Annotated in this window: 19 protein-coding genes; 9 read left to right on the forward strand and 10 right to left on the reverse strand. The window is 65.2% G+C overall.

The window, feature by feature from the left end:
* Positions 1-40: 40 nt before the first annotated feature.
* Positions 41-688 (forward strand): DUF4956 domain-containing protein, encoded by a 648-nt coding sequence (locus ACSE4D_RS05615; protein ID WP_135542290.1) that lies wholly within the window; start codon positions 41-43, stop codon positions 686-688.
* A gap of 1 nt (position 689) precedes the next feature.
* Positions 690-1,589 (forward strand): polyphosphate polymerase domain-containing protein, encoded by a 900-nt coding sequence (locus ACSE4D_RS05620; protein ID WP_436326742.1) that lies wholly within the window; start codon positions 690-692, stop codon positions 1,587-1,589.
* Between the two features lie 18 nt (positions 1,590-1,607).
* On the opposite strand, the gene ACSE4D_RS05625 is transcribed toward ACSE4D_RS05620, so the two are convergent.
* From ACSE4D_RS05625 to ACSE4D_RS05650, 6 genes are all read right to left on the reverse strand, one after another.
* Positions 1,608-3,077 carry an MFS transporter gene (locus tag ACSE4D_RS05625; protein ID WP_436326743.1) on the reverse strand — a complete coding sequence of 490 codons (1,470 nt, stop codon included), beginning with the start codon at positions 3,075-3,077 and terminating at the stop codon, positions 1,608-1,610.
* A 102-nt stretch (positions 3,078-3,179) separates the two neighbouring features.
* Complete coding sequence (locus ACSE4D_RS05630; protein ID WP_135542293.1) at positions 3,180-3,641, reverse strand: DUF3151 domain-containing protein; 462 nt, start codon at positions 3,639-3,641, stop codon at positions 3,180-3,182.
* A gap of 83 nt (positions 3,642-3,724) precedes the next feature.
* Positions 3,725-4,657: a hypothetical protein gene (locus tag ACSE4D_RS05635; RefSeq protein WP_436326744.1), complete on the reverse strand. Its 933-nt coding sequence runs from the start codon at positions 4,655-4,657 to the stop codon at positions 3,725-3,727.
* Positions 4,654-5,733, reverse strand: a complete 1,080-nt coding sequence (locus tag ACSE4D_RS05640) for a glycosyltransferase family 2 protein (RefSeq protein WP_425119811.1) — start codon at positions 5,731-5,733, stop codon at positions 4,654-4,656. The genes ACSE4D_RS05635 and ACSE4D_RS05640 overlap by 4 nt, the downstream gene beginning before the upstream one ends.
* Positions 5,734-5,851: 118 nt before the next feature.
* Positions 5,852-7,006 carry an acyl-CoA dehydrogenase family protein gene (locus ACSE4D_RS05645; protein ID WP_436326745.1) on the reverse strand — a complete coding sequence of 385 codons (1,155 nt, stop codon included), beginning with the start codon at positions 7,004-7,006 and terminating at the stop codon, positions 5,852-5,854.
* Between the two features lie 91 nt (positions 7,007-7,097).
* Complete coding sequence (locus tag ACSE4D_RS05650; RefSeq protein WP_135542303.1) at positions 7,098-7,940, reverse strand: CoA transferase; 843 nt, start codon at positions 7,938-7,940, stop codon at positions 7,098-7,100.
* A 136-nt stretch (positions 7,941-8,076) separates the two neighbouring features.
* Between ACSE4D_RS05650 and ACSE4D_RS05655 the strand changes: the two genes are divergently transcribed.
* The 5 genes from ACSE4D_RS05655 to ACSE4D_RS05675 all read left to right on the forward strand — a co-directional run bounded on the left by ACSE4D_RS05655 (position 8,077) and on the right by ACSE4D_RS05675 (position 13,455).
* Positions 8,077-8,769 (forward strand): TetR/AcrR family transcriptional regulator, encoded by a 693-nt coding sequence (locus ACSE4D_RS05655; protein ID WP_240690096.1) that lies wholly within the window; start codon positions 8,077-8,079, stop codon positions 8,767-8,769.
* Between the two features lie 268 nt (positions 8,770-9,037).
* Complete coding sequence (locus ACSE4D_RS05660; RefSeq protein ID WP_135542305.1) at positions 9,038-10,702, forward strand: sodium:solute symporter; 1,665 nt, start codon at positions 9,038-9,040, stop codon at positions 10,700-10,702.
* Positions 10,695-11,612 carry a dihydrodipicolinate synthase family protein gene (locus ACSE4D_RS05665; RefSeq protein WP_135542307.1) on the forward strand — a complete coding sequence of 306 codons (918 nt, stop codon included), beginning with the start codon at positions 10,695-10,697 and terminating at the stop codon, positions 11,610-11,612. Before ACSE4D_RS05660 ends, ACSE4D_RS05665 begins: the two co-directional genes overlap by 8 nt.
* Positions 11,609-12,769, forward strand: a complete 1,161-nt coding sequence (locus ACSE4D_RS05670) for an ROK family protein (protein ID WP_240690099.1) — start codon at positions 11,609-11,611, stop codon at positions 12,767-12,769. Before ACSE4D_RS05665 ends, ACSE4D_RS05670 begins: the two co-directional genes overlap by 4 nt.
* The gene (locus ACSE4D_RS05675; RefSeq protein ID WP_135542309.1) at positions 12,769-13,455 is read left to right on the forward strand and encodes an N-acetylmannosamine-6-phosphate 2-epimerase; all 687 of its coding nucleotides are present in this window, start codon (positions 12,769-12,771) and stop codon (positions 13,453-13,455) included. Before ACSE4D_RS05670 ends, ACSE4D_RS05675 begins: the two co-directional genes overlap by 1 nt.
* Before the next feature lie 94 nt (positions 13,456-13,549).
* Here ACSE4D_RS05675 and nagB read toward each other — a convergent pair whose 3' ends face one another.
* Both nagB and ACSE4D_RS05685 read right to left on the reverse strand, forming a co-directional pair.
* On the reverse strand, positions 13,550-14,332 hold the full coding sequence (gene nagB, locus ACSE4D_RS05680; protein WP_135542312.1) for a glucosamine-6-phosphate deaminase: 783 nt from the start codon (positions 14,330-14,332) through the stop codon (positions 13,550-13,552).
* 88 nt (positions 14,333-14,420) lie between these two features.
* The gene (locus tag ACSE4D_RS05685) at positions 14,421-15,119 is read right to left on the reverse strand and encodes a FadR/GntR family transcriptional regulator (RefSeq protein ID WP_135542315.1); all 699 of its coding nucleotides are present in this window, start codon (positions 15,117-15,119) and stop codon (positions 14,421-14,423) included.
* A gap of 443 nt (positions 15,120-15,562) precedes the next feature.
* Here ACSE4D_RS05685 and ACSE4D_RS05690 point away from each other — a divergent pair, with 443 nt between their 5' ends.
* A complete protein-coding gene (locus tag ACSE4D_RS05690; protein ID WP_135542318.1) occupies positions 15,563-16,810 on the forward strand; it encodes an SPFH domain-containing protein in 1,248 nt (415 codons plus the stop codon).
* Between the two features lie 122 nt (positions 16,811-16,932).
* Here the strand turns inward: ACSE4D_RS05690 and ACSE4D_RS05695 are convergent, their stop codons facing one another.
* Positions 16,933-18,243 carry an ISL3 family transposase gene (locus ACSE4D_RS05695; RefSeq protein WP_426936723.1) on the reverse strand — a complete coding sequence of 437 codons (1,311 nt, stop codon included), beginning with the start codon at positions 18,241-18,243 and terminating at the stop codon, positions 16,933-16,935.
* A gap of 157 nt (positions 18,244-18,400) precedes the next feature.
* Positions 18,401-19,729, reverse strand: coding sequence for an ISL3 family transposase (locus ACSE4D_RS05700; RefSeq protein ID WP_240688887.1), 1,329 nt, complete (start codon positions 19,727-19,729; stop codon positions 18,401-18,403).
* A 254-nt stretch (positions 19,730-19,983) separates the two neighbouring features.
* Here ACSE4D_RS05700 and ACSE4D_RS05705 point away from each other — a divergent pair.
* Positions 19,984-21,218, forward strand: a protein-coding gene (locus ACSE4D_RS05705) for an IS3 family transposase (RefSeq protein WP_436326746.1) whose coding sequence is annotated in 2 segments (ribosomal slippage) — positions 19,984-20,269 and positions 20,269-21,218 — 1,236 coding nt in all. Because the reading frame shifts where the segments join, the coding sequence is not laid out codon by codon here.
* Positions 21,219-21,307 lie beyond the last annotated feature (89 nt).

The raw sequence follows: 21,307 nt of genomic DNA on the forward strand, positions 1-21,307 counted from the left end.
CGGCTAGCAATGTGGTGAATGAACACATCAAGGAGGAAACATGTCATTCGCCATTGCTCTGGCCACCGATCTCATCGCGATCTTCGTGCTCGCCTACGTTCTGTACTTCCGCCGGCATCGCCGTCGCGATCTGCTGCTGTCCTATGTTGCGCTCAACATCGGCGTCGTCGCGGTCACCTCGGCGCTGGGTTCGGTCGAGGTCGGCGTCGGTCTGGGCATGGGCCTGTTCGGCATCCTCTCGATCATCCGTCTGCGCTCGGATCAGATCACGCAGCAGGAGATCGCCTACTACTTCACCGCTCTGGCCCTCGGTCTGCTCGCCGGTCTGCACCCGGAGCCGATGTGGCTGACCCCGCTGCTGTCGCTGCTGGTCATCCTCGCCATCGCGATCCTCGACAGCCCGCTGGTCGCGTCGTCGACGCACCGTCACACCTTCACCGTCGACCGTGCGATCACCGACCGCAACGAGCTCATCGCCTATCTCAAGGACGTCTTCGCCGCCGAGACCGTGCGCGTCGAAGTCCTCGACATCGATATGGTCCGCGACACCACGCTCGTCGATGTCCGCTACACCGCCAAGCCTGCCCGCAAGTCCGCCACGACCACCCGCGCCGAGGCGGCCGCCGATTCCCAGCGAACCGGAGCCGTGGCATGGATGCCGGATTCGACCACGTCCGAGGTGCGCTGAGATGCGCACATTGACCGAATCCGAACACGAGACCGGAATCGGGGTCACGCCCGAGACACCGACCGACACCGTGCTCGAGACCGGGATCAACGCCGGGGTCGACACCGGGATCCAGACCGGCGCGGTGCCCGCGGATCTAGCGGCCATCGACGCCCAGTTGGCGGGCATGGAGCCGATCAGCCTCGACGAGCTCAACGCTCAGGCTCGGCTGATGACGCGTGTGGACCGGAAGTACTTCGTGCCGCGGGAGCTGTTCCTGCAGCTGCTCACCGCCACCGAGGATGACTTCAAGGTCCTCGAGATCGCTGGGAAGCATCGTTTCGAGTACCGGACCGTGTACTTCGATACTCCCGAATTCCGGTTCTTCCGCGATCATGTGCAGGGCCGGCGCCAACGGTTCAAGGTCCGCACCCGCACGTATGTCGACTCCGGTACCAGCCATCTCGAAGTGAAGTCGAAGGGATACCGGGGGCAGACGGTCAAGCAGCGCATCGCCCACCCGTTCGATCGGCCCCTGGAGCTGACCGGAAGCGGACAGAACTTCGTCGATTCCGTCCTCGACACGAGGACCGGGGCCTCGGCTCGACCGCGGTACACCGCCGCGGATCTCACTCCGGTGCTCGAGACCGTCTACGATCGGGTGACACTCACTCACGATCACCAGCGGCTGACCTGCGATCTCGATATCGAGGCCCGCAACGGCAGACGGTCCCATGGCGGGCCGCGCGATGTGCTCGTCGAGACGAAGAGCGCCGGCGGAGTGAGCATCTGGGACGATCTGCTCCAGCAGGCAGGCATCCGCGAACACAAGGTGAGCAAGTACTGCGTCGGTGCCTCGCTGCTCAACCCCGAGCTGCCGGCCAACCCGTGGAACAGGACGATCCGTCGCTACTTCCGGTGACGACGCCGTCCTGTCGCCTTACGCTCGCACGGGCTCGTTCTCCCGCCGGTCCTTCTTCCGCCCGCGGGCCAGGTCGATGATGCCGATGACTCCGGCGAAGACGATGACCAGGGCGATGAACCCGAAACCGGCGACGATGGCCGCGCCGTACCCGGCCAGCGGCTGGACGACGAAGAACACGGCGGTGACGATCGCGATGCCGATGGCCGTACCCACCCGCTGCCCGGTCTGCATCACGCCGCCGGAGCTGCCCGCGTAGTCGACGGGGACCTCGGCGAGCGTGAGCGTCTGATTCGGGCTGATCGCCATGCCCTGCCCGAGGCCGGTGATCCCGAGCGTGAGCAGCAGCCACCAGATGCTGACTCCCCAGGACTCGTGGGCCAGCACGAGGAGCGCCGAGGCGACGACCCCGGTGAGACCGATTCCGACCCCGAGCACGACCATCTTCCGTCCGAAGGTGAGCACGACACGGCCGGCGGCCTGTGCGGCGATGGCCGAGAGCAGCGCCGAAGGCAGACCGATGAGGCCGGCATGGAGGGCGGGGAACCCGAGACCGTTCTGCAGGTAGAGCGCCACGATGACCCAGATGCCGGGCATACCGACGAAATACATGGACGTCAGCGAGGCCCCATAGGCGAAGCTGCGTGTCCGGAACAGCTGCATGTCGACCATCGGTGATCCGCCTCGGCGGGCATACCGGTTCTCCCAGCGCACCCAGAAGACGACGATGAGCGCACCGACGGGCACGAGAGCGTAGATCCAGGCTCCTGCGCTGCGCTCGAGGAAGGGGAGCATGATGAGCAGAGTGCCGACGGCAAGCAGCACGAGGCCGACCGGGTCGAAGTCCGCGCGCTTGCGGGTGTGCGGTTCGGCCTCGGTGCCGGACCCGACCCACGCACTCTTCGGCAGCCAGAAGCGGCCGAGGATGATCGCGGCCAGAGCGATCGGGACGTTGATGAGGAACGCCGAACGCCAACCCCACTCCTCGCCGAGCACAGCGATGAGCCCACCGCCGAGGACGGGTCCGATGCCCACGGAGACGCCGACGATCGTGCCGAACATCCCGAAGGCGCGACCGCGCACCTTGCCGTGGAAGTACTGCTGGAGCATCCCCACACCCTGCGGGCTGAGCAGCCCGGAGCCCACGCCCATGACGACGCGGGCGATGTTGAGGATCAGCGGGTCGGGCGAGAGCCCGGCGATGAGGGATCCGAGCGCGAAGACGCTGACGCCGAGGACGAAGAGCCTGCCCCGGCCGAAGAGGTCACCGGCACGGCCCGCCGCGACGAGGAACACCCCGAAGGCCAGCGTGTAGCCGGAGAGCACCCATTGGATCGCCGAGTTCGAGGCGCCGATCGAGCGCTGCATATCGGGCAGGATGACGTTGACGATCGAGACGCTCAGCAGCGACATGAACATCGGGACGAGCATCACTGCAAGGATCTTGCGCTGCTCAGCTGTCATGACCGTCTCGGAAGTATTACCCATTCATATAGTTCTACGCCGCCCCACCGACAAGCACAATCGGTCTCCGTGGTGCGTTTGCTCACGCGCCACGGAGACCGATGTGTCCGACGGGGTCGGGCGGGCCTACTCCCCCTTGCCGATGGCTTCGGCGGCGCTCGGGTCAGACGAGCGGAGGAATTCCTCAATGCGCGCGGCTTCTTCGCCTTCGCCGATCGCACCGGCGGCACGGCCGAGCGCGTAGAGGGCGCGGAGGAATCCGCGGTTGACTTCGTGCGAGTACGGGATCGGGCCGGCGCCGCGCCATCCGGCGGCGCGCAGGGCGTCGAGTCCGCGGTGGTAACCGACGCGGGCGTAGGCATAGGCGTCGACGAGGCGACCCTCCTGGTGGGCTTCATCGGCGAGTTCGGCCCAGGCCAGGGAGGAGGCCGGCAGCGCTGCGGCGACGTCGATGGGTTCCTCACCGGCGTCGATGCGCTTCTTCGCGTCCACATCCGGGTGATCCTCAGGCAGGTAGGTCGGCTGCGGTCCGAGCTGGCTCGCGTCCAGGTTGCCGATGTGTGAGGGGTTTCCGATGGGCTGTGTCATGGCGTCTCCTTCTTCGTCAGGGTGTCATCGTCGGGGTTGTCAACGGCAATGCGCCGAGGCGGCTGTCCGCCCCAGCTCCACGTTCAGTCGGACTTCACTTCGGAGGGCAGAACCTTGTACGGGTTCGTGCTCAGGGCGCCGACGGCACCGGCATCGGCGAGAGTCTCGAGTTCCTTCTTGTCCTTGACTCCGGTCACCCATACGGCGAGGTCCGATTCGGTCCAGTCCGCCGCCGCGTCTGCTTTCACCGCCACTGCGGTGTAGCCGGCCGGCCCGAGGTCCTCGGGTGAGCTTCCGGAGTAGTCTCCGGTGAACATCGCATCGACACCGGCATCGGCGGCGGCACGGGCCACCTCGGCGTCATCGGTGCGCACGATCGTCGATTCCTCGAGCCCCGCCTCGGCGATGGTCTTCAAGGCCGGTTCGGCCACCTCGGCGGAATCGATGGCGGGCAGGAAGACGGTGTCGCCTCCGACCTCGCCGACGAGGTCATCCCAGGTGATGGTCTCGCCGGCCTGCGTGTCCTTGCGCGGAGGCGTGATCGAGGCATCACGGAATTCGTCGACGGTGATCTCGTCGAGGTCCTTCTTCAGGCCCATCTGCTCGGTCGCCGTCTCGGGGTTCGCGGCGACGATCGTCCCGTCGCCCAGCGCGGTCAGGGTCGGGGCGGGCAGGTAACCGAACTTCACGTTCTCGGTGAAGGCGATCTTCGAGTTCGCCGGGTACACCGCGGATCCGCCGTCGAGCGCGGCGACGGCCGGCGGGTTGAGCGAATCGACGGTGAGCTGGTCCTTCGAGCCGAAGACGTTGAAGAGGAACACGCCGAGAACGAGGAGAACGACGATTCCGCCGGCCCACAGGGGTGCGTAGAACTTCTTCGGCTCCGGCCGATCCGGCACGGGGGTGCGCTCATTGGATTCGGGATCGACGGCCGGCAGCGGGTCGGTGAGGCCACGGCCGTAGCGGTCCTTGTCGATTCCGCTGCGCTGCTTCCTGCTCGGCTTCTTCTTGCTCATCGGCTGCTGTCCTCCGTCGTGCCGGCCCCGGTGACCAGGCCCTTGAGGAATCCGGCACCCCAGCACAGGTGCATGGTCGGCAGGACGATGCCGAACCAGAACCGTTCCCTGCGGCCGCAGTCTTTCGCCGCCGAGGCGGTTGCCAGGATGCCGGCGATGTAGCCGAAGCTCGGCACGTGGATCAGGGAGGTGAAACGGCGGAGGAACTTCGGCCACTTCTTCGTCGTACCGCTGAGCTGGAGCAGGGTTTCGATGACCGCCGCCCCCATGCCGAGCACGAGCACCGGCGGGGCGAAGTAGCGGATCGAGTTCTGCCCGCCGTAGCGGCGGATGAGTTCGGCCCGCCAGATTCCGGTCGCCCAGAACTGCTGAGCGATCTTCGACCAGGTTCCGCGCGGCCAGTAGGTCACCTGCATGTCCGGGTTGAACCAGATGCGGCCACCGGCGGTGCGGATGCGCAGGTTGAGTTCCCAGTCCTGGCCGCGTTTGATGCCCTCGTCGAAGCCTCCGAGGGTTTCGAAGACCTCACGTCGGTAGACGCCGAGGTACGCGGATTCGGCTTCCTGGGCTTCGTCGCCGGAATGGTACGCGGGCCCGCCGAGTCCGACCGGGGACATGTAGGCACGGGCCACGGCTTTCTGGAAGGCGGTCTTGCCGCGGGCAAGCATGAGTCCGCCGCAGTTCGCGGCTCTGGTCTCGCGCAGGGTGTCGATGGCCTGCTGTGTGTATTGGGGGTTGAGGCCGGAGTGCGCGTCAACGCGGATGATGACCTCGTGACGGGTCGCGGCGAAGGCGAGATTGAGCCCGATGGGCGTCGCGGCCCGCGGATTGTCGACCGTCTGGATGCGCGGATCGGCGGCGGCCATCTGCTCGATGATGGCGTTCGTGTCGTCGGTCGAGGGTCCGAGCGCGAGGACGACTTCCTTGTCCCCGTCGTAGTCCTGGGACAGGATCGTCGTGATCGCCTGCCGGATGTGCTCGGCCTCGTTGAGCACCGGCATGATGTAGGAGACGCCGGGCTTCTCAGGCAGCGGCGGCAGCCCGTCCGGGGTCAGGATCTCAAGTACTTTCGACACGCCTTCAATCTTCCCATATCCCCGCCCTTCCGGCCTTGAGGGGGCACACAGGCAGATCCCCTCGCCGAGGCGGCCCGATCACAGTCCGCGGGCGATGGTCACTACTCGCGATTGCCGATCACAGTCCGCGGGCGATGAGTTCCTTCATGATCTCGTTCGTGCCGCCGTAGATCTTCTGCACGCGCGAATCGGCGTAGAGGCGGGCGATCGGGTACTCGAGCATGTATCCGTACCCGCCGAAGATCTGCAGGCAGCGGTCGACGACGCGGTTCTGGGCGTCCGTGACCCAGTACTTTCCGGCCGAGGCCCGTTCGGTCGTCAGCGTTCCCTCGATGTGTTCGCTGGTGAGATGGTCAGCAAAGGTGCGCACGGACAGCGCTTCCGTCGCACATTCGGCGAGGACGAACTTCGTGTTCTGGAAGTCGAGGATGGACCGACCGAAGGCCTCGCGGTCCTTCGCGTAGGCGACCGCCTCGCGGACGGCGAACTCCGCGGTCGCCGCACCGCCGACGGCGATGGCCAGGCGCTCCTGCGGCAGCTGCTGCATGAGTTGGAGGAAGCCGCGACCCTCCGTCCCGCCGAGGACGTTCTCGGCCGGGACTCGCATGTCCTCGAAGAACAGCTCGCGGGTGTCCTGCCCGTGCAGGCCGACCTTGTCGAGTACGCGGCCACGGGAGAACCCGGGCAGGTCGGCCACCTCGGCGACGATGAGCGAGAGCCCCTTCGCCCCGGGCTCATCGCTTGTGCGCGCCACGATGATGACGAGGTCGGCGTGGGTGCCGTTGGTGATGAACGTCTTCGCCCCGTTGATGACGTAGTCGTCGCCGTCGCGCACGGCCCGGGTCTTCACGCTCTGCAGGTCGGAGCCGGTGCCTGGTTCGGTCATCGCGATGGCCGAGACGAGCTCGCCCGTGGCCATGCGCGGCAGCCACCTCTGCTTCTGCTCCTCGGTGCCGAAGGCGTTGATGTAGTGGGCGTTGATCGTCGAGTGGACGCTGTTGCCCCACGCGGTGTCGCCGACGAATCCCTGCTCCTGGAGGAGGACGGCTTCATGCGCGAAGGTGCCGCCTCCGCCGCCGTATTCCTCGGGAATCGACACGCACAGCAGACCGGCGTCTCCGGCGCGGTTCCACAATTCGCGATCGACCTGCTTCTGCTCGGCGAAGCGGGCTTCGTTCGGCACGATCTCCTTGGCGATGAATCCGTGCGCCAGATCACGCAGATCATCTGTTTCTTGGGTCTCCCACGCGCCGCGGTATCCGTCGAGAATCATTGCTTCGTCTCCTGTCTGTGGTGTGCCGTCGTCTCTTCGAGTGGCCGTTGTGGCCGAGCCGGTGCTTGGGCGAATCCGAGCTGCCGGGGCCTCAGCCCAGCGCGACCTTCTCGATCGGCAGATCATGTTCGTCGGCGAACGCCATCCAATGCGCGGTGGACTCGACGACGAAGGCCCGCTCGAGCTCCTCATGATCGGATCCGAGCAGCGACGCCAGGGCCTTCGCGAAATGCGGTTCGAGGCAGGCCACCGCGACATGTCCGTCGGCCGTGGCATACGTCCGATACACGGGCAGTCCCCCGCCGAGGATGGCCCCCGGTGAGCTCAATCCGTGCCGTGCCGGTCCTGCCGCCCATCCGGCCGCCTCGTCGAGGACGACGCGTTCGACGATTCCGCCGGCGTCCTGACCGGAGGCGCGTTTGGCTTCGAGCCGCCGCAGTCCGGCCAGCGCCCGCAGCGCGGCGTGCTCACCGCCGAGGACATCGGCGACCGGCACGGTGGGCATGGTTCCAGGGACGAGGGTGGAATGCGCGGCCTGATAGGTGAGGTCGTGTCCGGGCACATCGGCGCGGTCGCCGGCGAACCCGACGATCTCGACGTGGACGAGCCCATGCTTGTCCACGAGCTGAGGCAGTCCGAGCGCGGCTGCGGCCCGTGGCCGCATGGAGGTGAGCAGGATGTCGGCGCCGGCCACGAGCGTCTCGAGTTCCTTGACTCCCACCGCCTCCTTGAGATCGATGGTGCGGATCTCCTGCCCTGCGGTCAGTTCACCGTAGTACTCGGGGACCGTCTGATCGAGGGGGTCACCGCTCGGAGGCTCAACCTTGATGACATCGGCACCGAGAGCGCTCAGCCGCGCGGCGGCAAGCGGCCCCGGCAGATTGATCGCGAGCGAGATCACCGTGATTCCGGCGAGTGGATCGTGGTCAGTCATCCAGAGCCCTTCAGTCGAATCCGTTCCGCGCTTTTGAATGAATGTATAGGATATTGAAAGAACGTTCAATACTTTCACGGCAGATCGAGGCCGGAAGAGGTCTGCGAGAATGGACGCCGACGACAGGGGTGAAGACATGAGTATGCCGCCGCATCCGGGCAGCAGAGACGCTGACGCCGATTCCGAATTCCCCGATTCGGCGACCCCTCCCACGCAAGCGGCAGCGGCTCCCACGCAAGCCGACCCCGCGACAGCGGACCTGACCAGCCGCGCCCGCATCCGCAATGCCGCCCTGCATCAGTTCGCGAGCTTCGGCTTCGCCGGGACCCCTTTGCGCGCCATCGCCGCCGAGGCGGGTGTGGCGATCGGACTGATCTCCCACCACTTCGGGTCCAAAGACGGGCTGCGTGAGGCCGTGGAGAGCTGGATCGTCGACCTGTTCGAGTCCGCGATCGCCGGCGCCGATGCCGCCGCGCACGATTCCGTGGCGGGGGCAGCCGGCCGAGACGCAGCTGTGGCGCGCATGCTGGAGCAGAATCCGCTGATCGTCAGCTATCTGCGTCGCGAGCTCCTCGAAGATCCCGAGTCCCGCACTCTCATCACTCGCCTCTCCCGGCTCTCACGTCAGAGCGTCGACTCGATGCGCTCGAGTGGGCTCGCCTCGACGGATCGCGATCGCGTCGAGCAGGTCGTCACCGTCATGGTCCGCCAGATGGGCCGACTCTTCCTCCAGCCCTTCGTCGATCAGATCGTCGACTCGTTCCCCGCGGACGAACGCCCGCAGACGAAGCCGGAACTGACCATCGACGTCCACGTCCCCCACGACTGAGCACACCCGCACACCGCCAGGACGTCACGGCTGAGCAGACTCGCACCCCACCAGGGTCTCCACGACTGAGCAACTCGCGCCTCATCAGGACCTCCACGGCACGATCGCCCGGTGCGCCTTCCTGCGAAACCGAGCTGCCACCTCGGCGAGGGTTGTGCCGTACCGCACATTCCCGTAGATTCATAACATAGGACATCAGACGTCCTATGTGTCAGTCGGGACTCGACGCTCTCACCGGTCCCCTACGAACTTCACGTGAGGAGGGAGCATGGACGCTCCGGGACTCGGCGGCCTCAACTGGGCCGTGATCATCATCTACCTCTTGGCCACCCTCGGTATCGGGGTCTGGTTCACCCGGCGAGCCAGCGGAGGAACAGAGGAGTTCTTCAAGGCCAGCGGACGGATCCCGGCATGGGCGGCAGGTTTCTCGATCTATGCGACGACGCTGTCGGCGATCACCTACATGTCCACGCCCGAGCAGGCCTTTCTCGCCGACTGGTCCTATGCGGCCGGCAATATCGCGATCTTCGCGATCGTCCCGCTGCTGGTGATCTTCTACATCCCCTTCTTCCGCAAGCTCGATGTCACCACGGCCTATGAGTATCTCGAGGAGCGCTTCGGTCCAAGCATCCGCGTGATCGGTTCGGTTCTCTTCGTCCTCTTCCATATCGGCCGCGTCGCCATCGTCATCTACCTGCCGACCTTGGCCATCAGCTCGGTCACCGACATCAACCCAGCGCTGGTCGCCGGAGCCGTCGGCGTGCTCTCGGTCGTCTACACCTTCCTCGGCGGCATCGAAGGCGTCATCTGGTCCGACGTCGTCCAAGGCATCATCCTCCTCGTCGGCGCCGCCGTCATCCTCGTCTTCGGCATCATGGCCCTCGACGGGGGCCTGGCCACCGTGGTCACTGACGCCGCCGCCAACGACAAGTTCATCTCCGCAGACAACTGGAAGTTCGGCGGAGCCGCCGCGGCGATCCCGATCGTCTTCCTCGGCTCAGTCTTCAACAACCTGCATCAGTACACGGCCAGCCAGGACGTCGTCCAGCGTTACCAGACCACGGATTCGCCGAAGTCGACAGCACGTTCGCTCATCGTCAACGGCTTCCTCGCCCTGCTGACGATCCCCCTGTTCTACGGGATCGGCACCGTTCTCTTCAGCTTCTACAAGCATTCGCAGGCCCTGCCCGAGGGGTTCAACACCTCGGCGCTCGTGCCGTACTTCGCGGTCACCGCGCTGCCGGCAGGAGTCTCCGGACTGCTCATCGCCGCGATCTTCGCCGCCGCACAGTCGACGATCTCCTCGAGCCTCAATTCGATCTCCGCATGCGTGACCGTGGACATCCGCGACCGCTTCTTCCCACCCAAGACCGGCCAGGCCCGCACCGGCGTCGGCTTCTCCCGCGCCGTCATCGTCATCGTCGGCGCCCTGTCCGTGTCCGTCGCGCTCTACCTCTCGGCAACCGATCAGGCCCAGACCTGGGATCTCTTCCTGTCCATCACCGGGCTCTTCGGCGTCCCGCTCGCCGGCGTCTTCGCACTCGGCATCTTCACCAAACGCGCGAATACCTCCGGTGTGCTCGCCGGGCTCGTCGTCGGTGCAGGACTGGCTTGGTTCGTCCAGGAGCGGGCCGGACTGACCCCGTTTGCGGTCTCCACGGTCGCCTTCATCGGCGCTATGATCTTCGGCTACCTCATCTCGCTGCTCACCGGCACCTTCGGCCGCCGCAGCGGCCACGATGTGCTGCCGCTGACGATCTACGCCAAGCGCGCCGCCTACACCCGCAGGGTCCCCACCAACCCCGTCGAGGCGGTCGCCGCCTCCGCGGCCACCGCGAACTCGGCCCCGTCGATCGGATCGCATCCGACCGATTCGAGGGCCGCCTCGACGGCAGTCAAAACGAACGACAAGCAAGGACACGACCATGACTGACTTCCACGGAATCATCCCCCCGCTGCTCACCCCGCGCACCGCGGGCGGCGACATCGACCGGGCGGGACTCGCCGCCCTCGTCGATCACCTCATCGCCGGCGGCGTGCACGGCATCTTCGTGCTCGGATCCTCGGGCGAGGTCCCCTACCTCTCCAACGCCGAACGTGACCTCGTGCTCGAAACCGCACTCGAGGCCGCGGCCGGGCGGGTGCCCGTGCTCGTGGGCATCAGCGAACAGACGACGGTCCGCGTACTCGAGGAAGCCGACCGGCTGCTGGCCATCGGCGGGGACGCCGCCGTCGTGACGACTCCGTTCTACGCGCTGTCCGACGCCGCCGAAGTCGAGCGCCATCTGCGGGCAATCGCCGCCCATGTCAGCGTGCCGGTCTTCGCCTACGACGTGCCCGTGCGCACGCATATGAAGATGCCGCTCGACGTCCTCGTCCGTCTCGCCGAGGAAGGCGTCATCGCCGGAGTCAAGGACTCCTCCGGTGACGACGTGGGCTTCCGTCGCCTGCTGCTGGCGACGAAGCACCTGCCGGACTTTGCCGTGTTCACCGGACACGAGGTCGTCACCGACGGGGCCATGCTCGGCGGTGCGGCGGGAATCGTCCCCGGCCTCGGCAACGTCGACCCCGCCGGCTACGTGCGCATCTTCGACGCGGCGAAGTCCGGCGACTGGTCGACCGTGGCCGCCGAGCAGGATCGTGTGGCCCGACTCTTCGACATCACCGGTGCGGCGACCCCGGGGCGGGTGTCGGCCGGCGCAGCGGGTCTCGGCGGGTTCAAAACCGCGCTGCAGCTCATGGGCGTCATCTCCTCGAACACGATGGCCGAGCCGATGGAGTCGCTCAATGCCGCAGAGACTGAGAAGGTCCGCATGCTCGTCAGCGCCGCAGGGCTGCTGTGACTCTGCCCGCCACCGTCGCCGTCGACATCGGAGGCACGAAGATCCGTGCCGGCTCCGTCATCGGCGGTGTGCTCAGGCATGTGCGCGGCGCGCCGACGCCTGCAGCCGAGGGGGCGGCGGCGGTGCTCGACACCGTCGCCGAGGTGGTCGCCGCCGTCATCGCGGAAGCGCAGGCTTCCCGTGCGGCCGACTCGGCCGCCGGCAGCGGGCTGGCCGATGCGGGCTCCGTCGGTGGCGACTCGGCCCGTGTGGCACGCTCTTCGGTCAACCTCGACTGGCGGATCGGCGTTGCTTCGGCCGGGGTGATCAACCCTGCGACCGGTGTTGTGGTCTCGGCGACGGAGTCGTTGGCCGGCTGGGCCGGCACCGAGCTGACCGCCGAGCTCGAATCCCGCACGGGACAGCCGGTGCGGGCCGTCAACGATGTCCACGCCCATGCCCTCGGTGAGGCTGCTGCCGGCGCCTCCCGCGGCATGAGCAGTTCGCTGCTCGTCGCGGCCGGGACCGGCATCGGCGGCGGGGCCATCATCAGCGGGAGTCTGCTCACCGGTCGGAATTCGGCAGCCGGACATATCGGGCATGTGCCATCTTCGGCCGCGGCCGGGCTGCTCTGCCCGTGCGGCGGGACCGGGCACCTCGAAGCGATCGCTTCGGGCCCGGCGATCCTCGCCACCTATCAGCGACTCCTGCGAGGCGACGACTCACCGGCCTCACCGGCCTCGGCGGCAGTTGCGGCCTCCGGTCCCTCCTCCCCTGCTTCCGCCCACAACCCGGCTGGAATTCCTTCACCGTCCGTCCCTGCCAGCACTCGCGAATTGGCGGCGGCCGCCTCGGCGGGAGATACACTTGCCGTGTGTGCCTTCGACACGGGCGCACGAGCCTTGGGCGCGGCGCTCGGCGGGATCGTCAATGTCCTCTCCCCCGAGGTCGTCGTCATCGGCGGCGGCCTCGCCGATATGGACGACACGTGGTGGGCACCCCTACGCGAGGCCATGACCGTCGAGCTCATCCCCGCCACCGCCGAGATCGAGCTGCGGAAAGCAGAGTTGGGGCAGGATGCCGCCCTCATCGGCGCGGCCGGGCTGTGGGGTGCTGGACCGATCCCGCAGCACACCGAACGAGTCCCACGGAGCGACGAGAAGGAAGAGACTCACTGATGCTGTCGAAGATCGAGATCCTCGATACGCTGCGCGGACGACTCATCGTGTCCGTGCAGGCCTATCCGGGTGAGCCGATGCGGAATCCGACCACGATGGCGCAGATCGCGGCCTCAGCGGTGGCCGGCGGTGCGACGGCCGTACGGGTGCAGGGTCTCGGCGACATTCAGGCCTCCCGCTCAGCCGTCGAGGTGCCCGTCATCGGGCTGTGGAAGGACGGCAGGGACGGGGTCGTCATCACCCCGACGTTCCAGCACGCCTATGCCGTGGCGCTGGCCGGTTCCCACATCGTCGCCATCGACGGAACCCGGCGGGAACGGCCGGACGGGCTGAGCCTGGTCGAGACTGTCTCACGTCTCCACGAACAGACGAACGCCCTGGTCATGGCCGATTGCGGCAGTTTCGACGATGCTTGCGCCGCGGCTGAGGCCGGCGCCGACATCGTCGGCACCACCTTGGCAGGATACTCGGGCGAGCGCGTACCGAGCGACGGCCCCGACCTCGAACTCATCAGCGAGATCCGTTCCGCCGAGCTGCCTGCGATGCTCGTCGCCGAAGGCCGGATCCACACCCCCGCCCATGCCGCGGCCGCGCATGAAGCCGGCGCCGATGCGGTCGTCGTGGGAACCGCGATCACTCACCCCACCACGATCACCTCATGGTTCGCCGAGGCGCTCGAAAGCTGAGCGGAAAGGGCTGAGCGTAGAAGGCTGAGCGGAGAATTCTGACCGGGGTCAGGGCTCTCACAGGCTCTGCCGAGCGGTCGAAGGCCGGCCCTGTTCAGAGATTCTGCCAGGCAGGCTTGCTCTCGTACGCGTGGCGATAGTAGTCGCCGAGCTGCAGCCGCGAGGCCGCGGCGTCGTCGAGCATCACCGTAACGTGCTGATGCATCTGCAGTACGGTCGCCGGCCACATCGCCGAGATCGGCCCCTCGACCATCTGATGCACGGCCTCGGCCTTGTTCCCGCCGGTGGCGATGAGCATGAGGTGCTTGGCCTCCATGATCGTCCCCATCCCCTGCGTCAGGCACAGCTTCGGCACCTGCTCGACATCGCCGTCGAAGAACCGCGCATTGTCGACCCGCGTCTGATTCGTCAGTGACTTCACCCGCGTCCGCGAAGCCAGTGAGGATCCGGGTTCGTTGAACGCGACGTGGCCGTCGGTGCCGATGCCCAGGATCTGCAGGTCGATTCCGCCAGCCTCGGCGATCATCCGTTCATAATCCGCCGAGGCGGCCGCCAAGTCATCTGCGGTTCCGTCGGGACCGTGGACTGCCCCCTCGGCGAAGTCGACGCGGGTTGCGATCTCCGTATCGATGACATTGCGGTAGCGCTCCGGGTGGTCAGCGGCGATGCCGACGTATTCGTCGAGCATGAACGCCTGGGCGTGGGCGAAGGACAGGCCCTCACTGTCGTGGCGCCGAGCCAGCTCATCGTAGATGCGCAGCGGACTCGATCCGGTCGCGAGCCCGAGGACCGGCGCGGTCTGCTCGCGCAGCAGACACTCGATCGCGTCCGCGGCCAGCCCGGCCAGCGTGTGCTCATCAGCGATGACAACTTCCATGAGGTCTCCTTCGGTTTCGGCATCCGCTGCGATGTCGTGAGTCTGCTTCGACGTCTTCGCCCGAGTACAGTTCTATGTCCTCAGTCAATCACTTCTTCTCGAGGGCGCGCATGATCGGCTCGTAGTGGGCAGTGATCGCGGCGCGGAAGGCCTCGGCGTCCCCGGATTCCGCCGCGGAAAGCATGAGTCCGTGCGCTTCCGCCGTCTGCTTCAGATCAGCGGCCACCGCAACGTTGAGCTTCGGCAGCACTGCGGTGTGGACGTCCCAGAACGCTGCGACGAGTTGGCCGACGAGCGAGTTGCTCAGCTGAGCGAGCAGCCCTGTGTGGAAGGCGCGATCCTGGTGCGGGAAAGTCTTGCCTGCGTCGGCCAGCGCGGTCATCTCATCGACCAGGGCCCGCAGATCCGGATTCGAAGTTCCCCGCATGGCGTTGACGATCTGCTCGGACATTCCATGGTCGAGGGCCTTGCGGACCTCGACGACATCGCGCAGCGCGTCGAGGTCGTCACCGGGGCTGAGCACTCCGCGGAAGACGAGGGCTTCGACAAGTGCCTCGAGGGTCATCTCGCCGACGTAGGTGCCGTGCCCGTGGCGGACGTCGACGATGTCGAGGGTGGAGAGTTTGCGGATGGCTTCGCGCACGTTCGATCGAGAGACACCGAGGCGGGAACACAGCTCGCCTTCGGTGGGCAGGAGGTCCCCGGGGCTCAGTCCGTCTGAGAGGATGAGATCCTTGATCCTGTCGGAGGTCGTCACCTTCCGATCGCCCGCTGTCGCCTCCGTCATGAGCACCTTCTGCCGTTGGTTCTTTGCCGAGCCTCCAGTATACGTCTGACATCAGATGTGTTGGCGGTCTGTTTCACATTCGATACGGTCGGCCGTCCCATTGTCGATCCGCCTCCGCCCGGCCGCGTCGGCAGACCGACTCATGGTGTCCTTGCCGCCCGGCCGCGCCGGCAGACCGACACCTGGTGTCCTTGCCGCCCGGCAGGTCGACACCTGGTGTCCTTGCCGCCCGGCAGGTCGACACCTGGTGTCCTTGCCGCCCGGCAGACCGACACCTGGTGCCCTTGCCGGCAGCCTTGCCGAGTCCGCTGCCTGCTCTGTCATCTGCGCATTGCCCTGTCATATACGTCGTGCCTTGTCATATACGTGGCCAGAGATGACAACTAGGGTGGTAGACATCAGCGGTCGCCGTGCGGCCGACAATCACGACGCAAGGAGCACTCATGACTGGAGCGGCGGTTTTCATCACCGTAGTCATCGTCATCGTCGTCATCGCCATTCTGCTGTTCGGGAAGCTGCGAACAAGCATGTTCTTCACGGTGAAGACGCAGGAGAACGTCGTCGTCGAGCGGTTCGGCAAGTTCAAGAAGGTCGCGAGGCCGGGACTGAACACGAAGGTGCCGTTCATCGAAACGACGAGCAAGCCGATCTCGCTGCGGGTCCAACAGCTCGAGGTCAACATCGAGTCGAAGACGAAGGACAACGTCTTCGTCACCGTTCCGGTCGCGGTCCAGTACGTCGTCGAAGAGGACAATGTCGCCGACGCCTACTACCGCCTGGCGAACTCCGAGGAGCAGATCCGCTCGTATGTCTTCGACACGGTCCGCTCGGCACTGTCGGGACTGACCCTGGACACCGCGTTCGAGTCGAAGGACGACATCGCTGAGAACGTCGAGCGCCGTCTGTCCGAGTCGATGAAGCGCTACGGCTTCAAGATCGTGAGCACTCTGGTCACGGACATCACCCCGGATCCGCGGGTGCGCGAATCGATGAACTCGATCAACGCCGCCCAGCGCGACAAGGTCGCAGCGCAGTCCCTGGCCGAGGCCGACAAGATCAAGCGCGTGACTCAGGCACAGGCCGAATCGGAGGCGATGCGTCTGCACGGTGAGGGTGTGGCCGCTCAGCGCAAGGCGATTGCCAACGGCATCGCCGAGCAGTACGCGCTGCTGCAGGAGGTCGGCATCGACCGCACCGCCGAGCAGCTGCTGATGATGACCCAGTACTTCGACACGATGCAGAACGTCGCACAGGAGGGCCGGTCGAACGTGCTGTTCATGCCTTCGAACCCGGGCGGCCTGGGTGAGATGGGCCAGGAGATCAGGACCGCCCTGTTCACCGCCAACGCCGCCCAGGACGGTTCGCACCTGCCGGCGCCGACCAACCGCAACGACTCGGACAATCGCTCACACCGCAGCTCCGAAGCAGACTCCGGGCGCAGCCACGATGGCGGCGCAGGAGGCAACTCCGGCGGCCATTCCGGGCAGGGTTCCGGACCGTCCACGGACCAGGGCTCGGCTCAGGGCCAGGGCTACGGTCCAGGCGCCGGGCAAGGCTACGGGCAGGATTCCGGACAGGGCTACGGTCAAGGTGGAGTTCCTCCGCAGCCGAACACACCCCCGAACTCACCGGTCCAGGCCGCCGCTCAGCAGTGGCTGAACCGCAAACGCGGTCAGAACCCTCAGCAGTAGAACCAAGCCGGCCCCACCTCGGCGCACGGTGCATTCCCACCAAGGAGATCAGTTCCTTCAGAATGGGCGGATGAAAACGCTTTTCATCCGCCCATTTCAGTCTCAGAAAACCCTTAACCGGCTCATCGTAATTGAGAGTGTAGAACCGGTCTGAAGCCACCGGACTCGAGCAGACACCTCGCGATGTAATGCGTGAGGTTGCGGAATCCCAGCGCGGACCCGCGTAGATGCTCGAGTCTGCCGTTGATCGCTTCAGTGGGACCGTTCGACGTTCCCGGTCGGGTGAAGAATGCGAGCACATCAGCAGCTCGACGCTTCAACGTTCGTCCTAACCGTTTGAGCTCGACAAGTTCGGGTGGCAGATTCGTTGTCAGGGCGTCGATGACCGTTTGCAAGAGTCTCTTGCCCTCTTTGCGGTCCGCGGTTCGGTAAGCGCTGACAATGTCTTGGTAGACGGCCCAGGTGACTTCGACTTCGGTGAAGTTCGGGTCAGCGAAGAGGTTCGCGATTCTTTCCTGCTGCTTGGTCGTGAGTAAGCTGCTGCCCGTGTGAAGAGTTCTTCTTGCCCGGTACAACGGGTCCTTTGCTCGTCCGCGATGGCCGGTTGTCTCCTGCTGAACTCGGCGACGTACCTCGTCGAGGGCATCACCGGCGAGTTTGACGACGTGGAAGGGGTCCATGACTTCGACAGCGTCGGGCAGCTCCTCAGCTGAGGCTGTTTTGAAGCCGGAGAATCCGTCCATCGCGACGACGTCGATGCCCTCACGCCATTCTTTCGGTCGGTCTTTCAACCATTGTTTGAACACCTGCTTCGAACGGCCAGCCACCATGTCGAGCAGACGTGCCGAGCCTGTTCCCTCGCTGATCGGGGTGAGGTCGATGATGACGGTGACGTACTTGTCACCACGCCGGGTGTGCCGCCATACATGCTCGTCGACACCAATGACGCTGACCCCGTCGAAACGGGTCGGGTCGTTGATCAACAACCGCTGACCTTCGGCGAGGACGGCGGAGTTCGCGGTGTGCCAGGACACGGCGAGTTTCGCAGCGATGACGGACACGGTGTCGTGATCGATCACGAGAGCACGCAACGCCCAGTCGAGGCCGGTTCGCGAGATCTTCGCTCGTGGTGGCGCCGCAGCTGTGGTGTCTTGACGCCAGACGCGGCCACACTCGACGCACTTGTAACGGCGGAGGCGAATGTGAAGCGTGGTTGGTCGGTGGCCGAAAGGTTCGTGGGCCAGCTGGCGGACGACGGTATCGCGAACGATCCCGTGACCACCACATCGTCGGCACCAGTCATCAGCAGTGTTTGGACGGCATTCCAGAATGGCTTTGTGCCCGGTGATGTGTTGGCCGGTGCAGGTCAGATCGAGGTCATTGAGTCTGCAGAAGGTCGTGAGGTCAGGCGTCGAGAAAGTAGGCTTGGCCACGTCGAGGTCTTTCGGATGGACGGTGTGAGAACTTCCATCATCGGAAGACCTCGACGCCTATCTGAGCAGCGACTCGCCGTGTCTGAAAATCCCTGACCCACACTCTCGATTACGAAGAGCCCCTTAACCGGCGCACCACTTTGTCGGCTCTTCGGAATCAAGTGTGGTGACTCGTTGGTAGGTTTCTCTTCAACCCCGACGCTACGGTGAGGATCCTCAACCGATAGTTCTCGAAGTTGCGAAACCCATGAGCGACTCGTCGCGTCTTCTCGATCAAGTTGTTGACCGCTTCGACAGGACCATTGGATGCACCACCTGTTGAGAAATACGCGAGGATCTCCTTCCGCCACCGCTTCAACGTCCTCACGAGCCGATTTACCTCGGGAACTGGACAGGACCCGAACTTCACGACCAGACCCTCGAACAATCGGGCCCCCTTCTCACTCGACTCTGCCTGATAGACCCGGCGTAGGCTCTGATAGCAGTCCCAGGCGATCGTGACCTCACAGTCCGGATCCCCAGCCCGCAGCTTGCCATCGATGCGCTCAAGCATCCCCTCCCGCAAGTGCTCAGCTCCCGTCGTGAGCAGTCGCCGAATTGTGTACAGCGGGTCATCCTTGCGACCCCGATGCCCTGTCGTCGCGTTCTGTACTCGCCGCCTGGTCTCGTCGAGGGCTTCGATGCCGAGTTTGACGACGTGGAAAGCATCGAGGATCGTGACCGTGTGCCCCAACTGGTCAGTGATCGCGTTCCTGTATCCGCGAAACGCATCCAGAGTCGTGTGCTTGACCCCCGCCCGGAACTGCGGCGTCTGAGCTTTCAACCAGTTCGAGTAGACCGGGCCGGACCTGCCGGGCACCACGTCGAGGAGCCTCGCATTGACGTGCCCTTTCTTATCGCGGCTGATATCGACCATTCCGGTGAGCATCCGCGGTTTCTGCGGGCCGACATGTCGCCACACATGCTCGTCGACGCCGAGCGCTGTGACGTTCTCGAGCCGCTCCGGTGCCCTGGTGCGGGTCTCAAGGACGGGTTTCGCTGCCGCCCAGCAGGTGTGCCAATCGACTCCGAGTCGGCGGGCCAGTGCTGCCACGTGCGCGTCATCGTATTGGAGCCGATCGGCGACCCAATCCCCGACACGGAGGGTGACCTTCGCGCGGACCGCGATCTGGTCACTGCCCTCGGACCACGTTGTTCGCGGGCACAAGGCCTCCCAGCAGCGCCAGATTCTCTTGTGCCACACGAGTTCGACCGGGCCGCGTTGGCCGGGGATGTCGTGGACGGTGTGCCGGCGGCGGTGATGAAGCTTCGCGACGACGCCGCAGGCTGGACAGCCGGTCATAGTGACATCAGTTTCGATATGGATACGGATGCCGATCCTTGTGTCTTCGACGCTGAGCACGTGGAAACCGTCCAGTCCCACGAGCGCGTCCGCGCGTTGAGAGTAGGCGGGGTAAGCGAGGTCGGGGCAGGTAGGATCGGACACGGTCGGAGTCTCCATCGGTGGGTTGTTTCGTCACTTCCGATGATGGGGGCTCCGATCCTTCGTTGCCCTCATCGACACACCGACTGGACTACTGCTCAGTCACCACGCTTCATTCCGCAGAGCCGATTTTGATGAAATCTCGCTGTGAGGGCAAGCTCGAACCGTTCTGGACTCGAAAATAGCGGAGAAACCCTTCCCTTGGGGTGTCATGATTTGAGTAGACAGCAGAACCCGATGAAAGGAAACTGCTGCACATGACTACCAACCAATCCCCGCGGCGGCCCCGCAGAGAGTTCACCTCGGAGTTCAAGGCCGACGCCGTCGCGATGGTCACCGACCTCGGGAAGTCCCGAGCCGAAGTCGCCCGCGACCTCGACATCAACGAGTCGACGCTGGGCCGGTGGGTCGCGAAGGCCACTGGCACTGAAGGAACCGGCTCCGGATCAGCTCGACGCGCTCCCGACGCCAACAGTGATGACCCGGCCGAGATAGCCAAGGAAATCGCTCGTTTGAAGCAGGAGAACGCGTTCTTGAAAAAAGCCGCGGCCTTCTTCGCGAAGGAACAGCCGTGAGCGCGAAGTACGAGCTGATCCACACCGAAGAAGGCGCCTTCCCCGTCACCTTGATGACCCAGATTCTGGGAATTGAGCGCACCGGCTACTATGCGTGGAAGAACCGGCAGGACACCGAACCGGACCCTGAGTCCAGGCGTGGTCGCCGCCAGATCGTCGCCGACCGGGTCTACGCCCTGTGGTTGGCGTCGAACAAGGTCTACGGCATTCGCCGGATCCACAAGGATCTCGCAGCCGAAGGGATCACCGTTTCGCTGGGGTTGGTCGCTGCGATCATGCGCGAGCTCGGGATCGCGGGTGTCCAACCCCGGGCAACGAAGCGAACCACGATCCCTGCCGCCGATGCCCAGGACAGGGCGGATCTGGTGCGGCGGGAGTTCAACCCGCCGGTACCCACGACGCATCTGGTCAGCGACATCACTTATCTGAAGACGGGTGAGGGGTGGTTGTTCCTGGCCACGGTCATCGATCTCACGACCCGGATGGTGGTGGGGTGGGCGACGGCGAAGCATATGCGCACGAGTCTGATCATCGATGCTCTTAAGGTCGCCTACCAGGGCGGATACGTTGCCGAGGGCGCAATAGCGCATTCGGATCGAGGCAGCCAGTACACCTCTGCGGAGTATGCCGAAGTCGCACGATTGATGCAGGTTCGCTTGTCAGTGGGCAGGACTGGGGTGTGTTGGGACAACGCGGTCGCGGAGGCGTTTTTCGCTTCGTTGAAGAATGAGATGTTCCATCGTCAGCGATTCGCTACTCGCGCAAGGGCACGGCTGGCGGTCGCGGAGTATATCGAGGTGTTCTACAACCGGAAGAGGCGTCACTCGGCGTTGGGCTATGAGGTCCCTGCCCGGGCGATGGAGTCGTTCTTCGATCGCACCGAGACGGAATCATCGGCAGCCGACCGGGCTGCTTGAGGAAATAGTGTTCTCCTGTCGAAACAACTTGACACAGTCCACCTTTCGGTGTCGGCGAGTCGGCATAGGTAACCTTAAGATTATTCACG

It is taken from the genome of Brevibacterium sp. FAM 27836 (genome assembly GCF_051351055.1).
GTDB lineage: Bacteria > Actinomycetota > Actinomycetes > Actinomycetales > Brevibacteriaceae > Brevibacterium.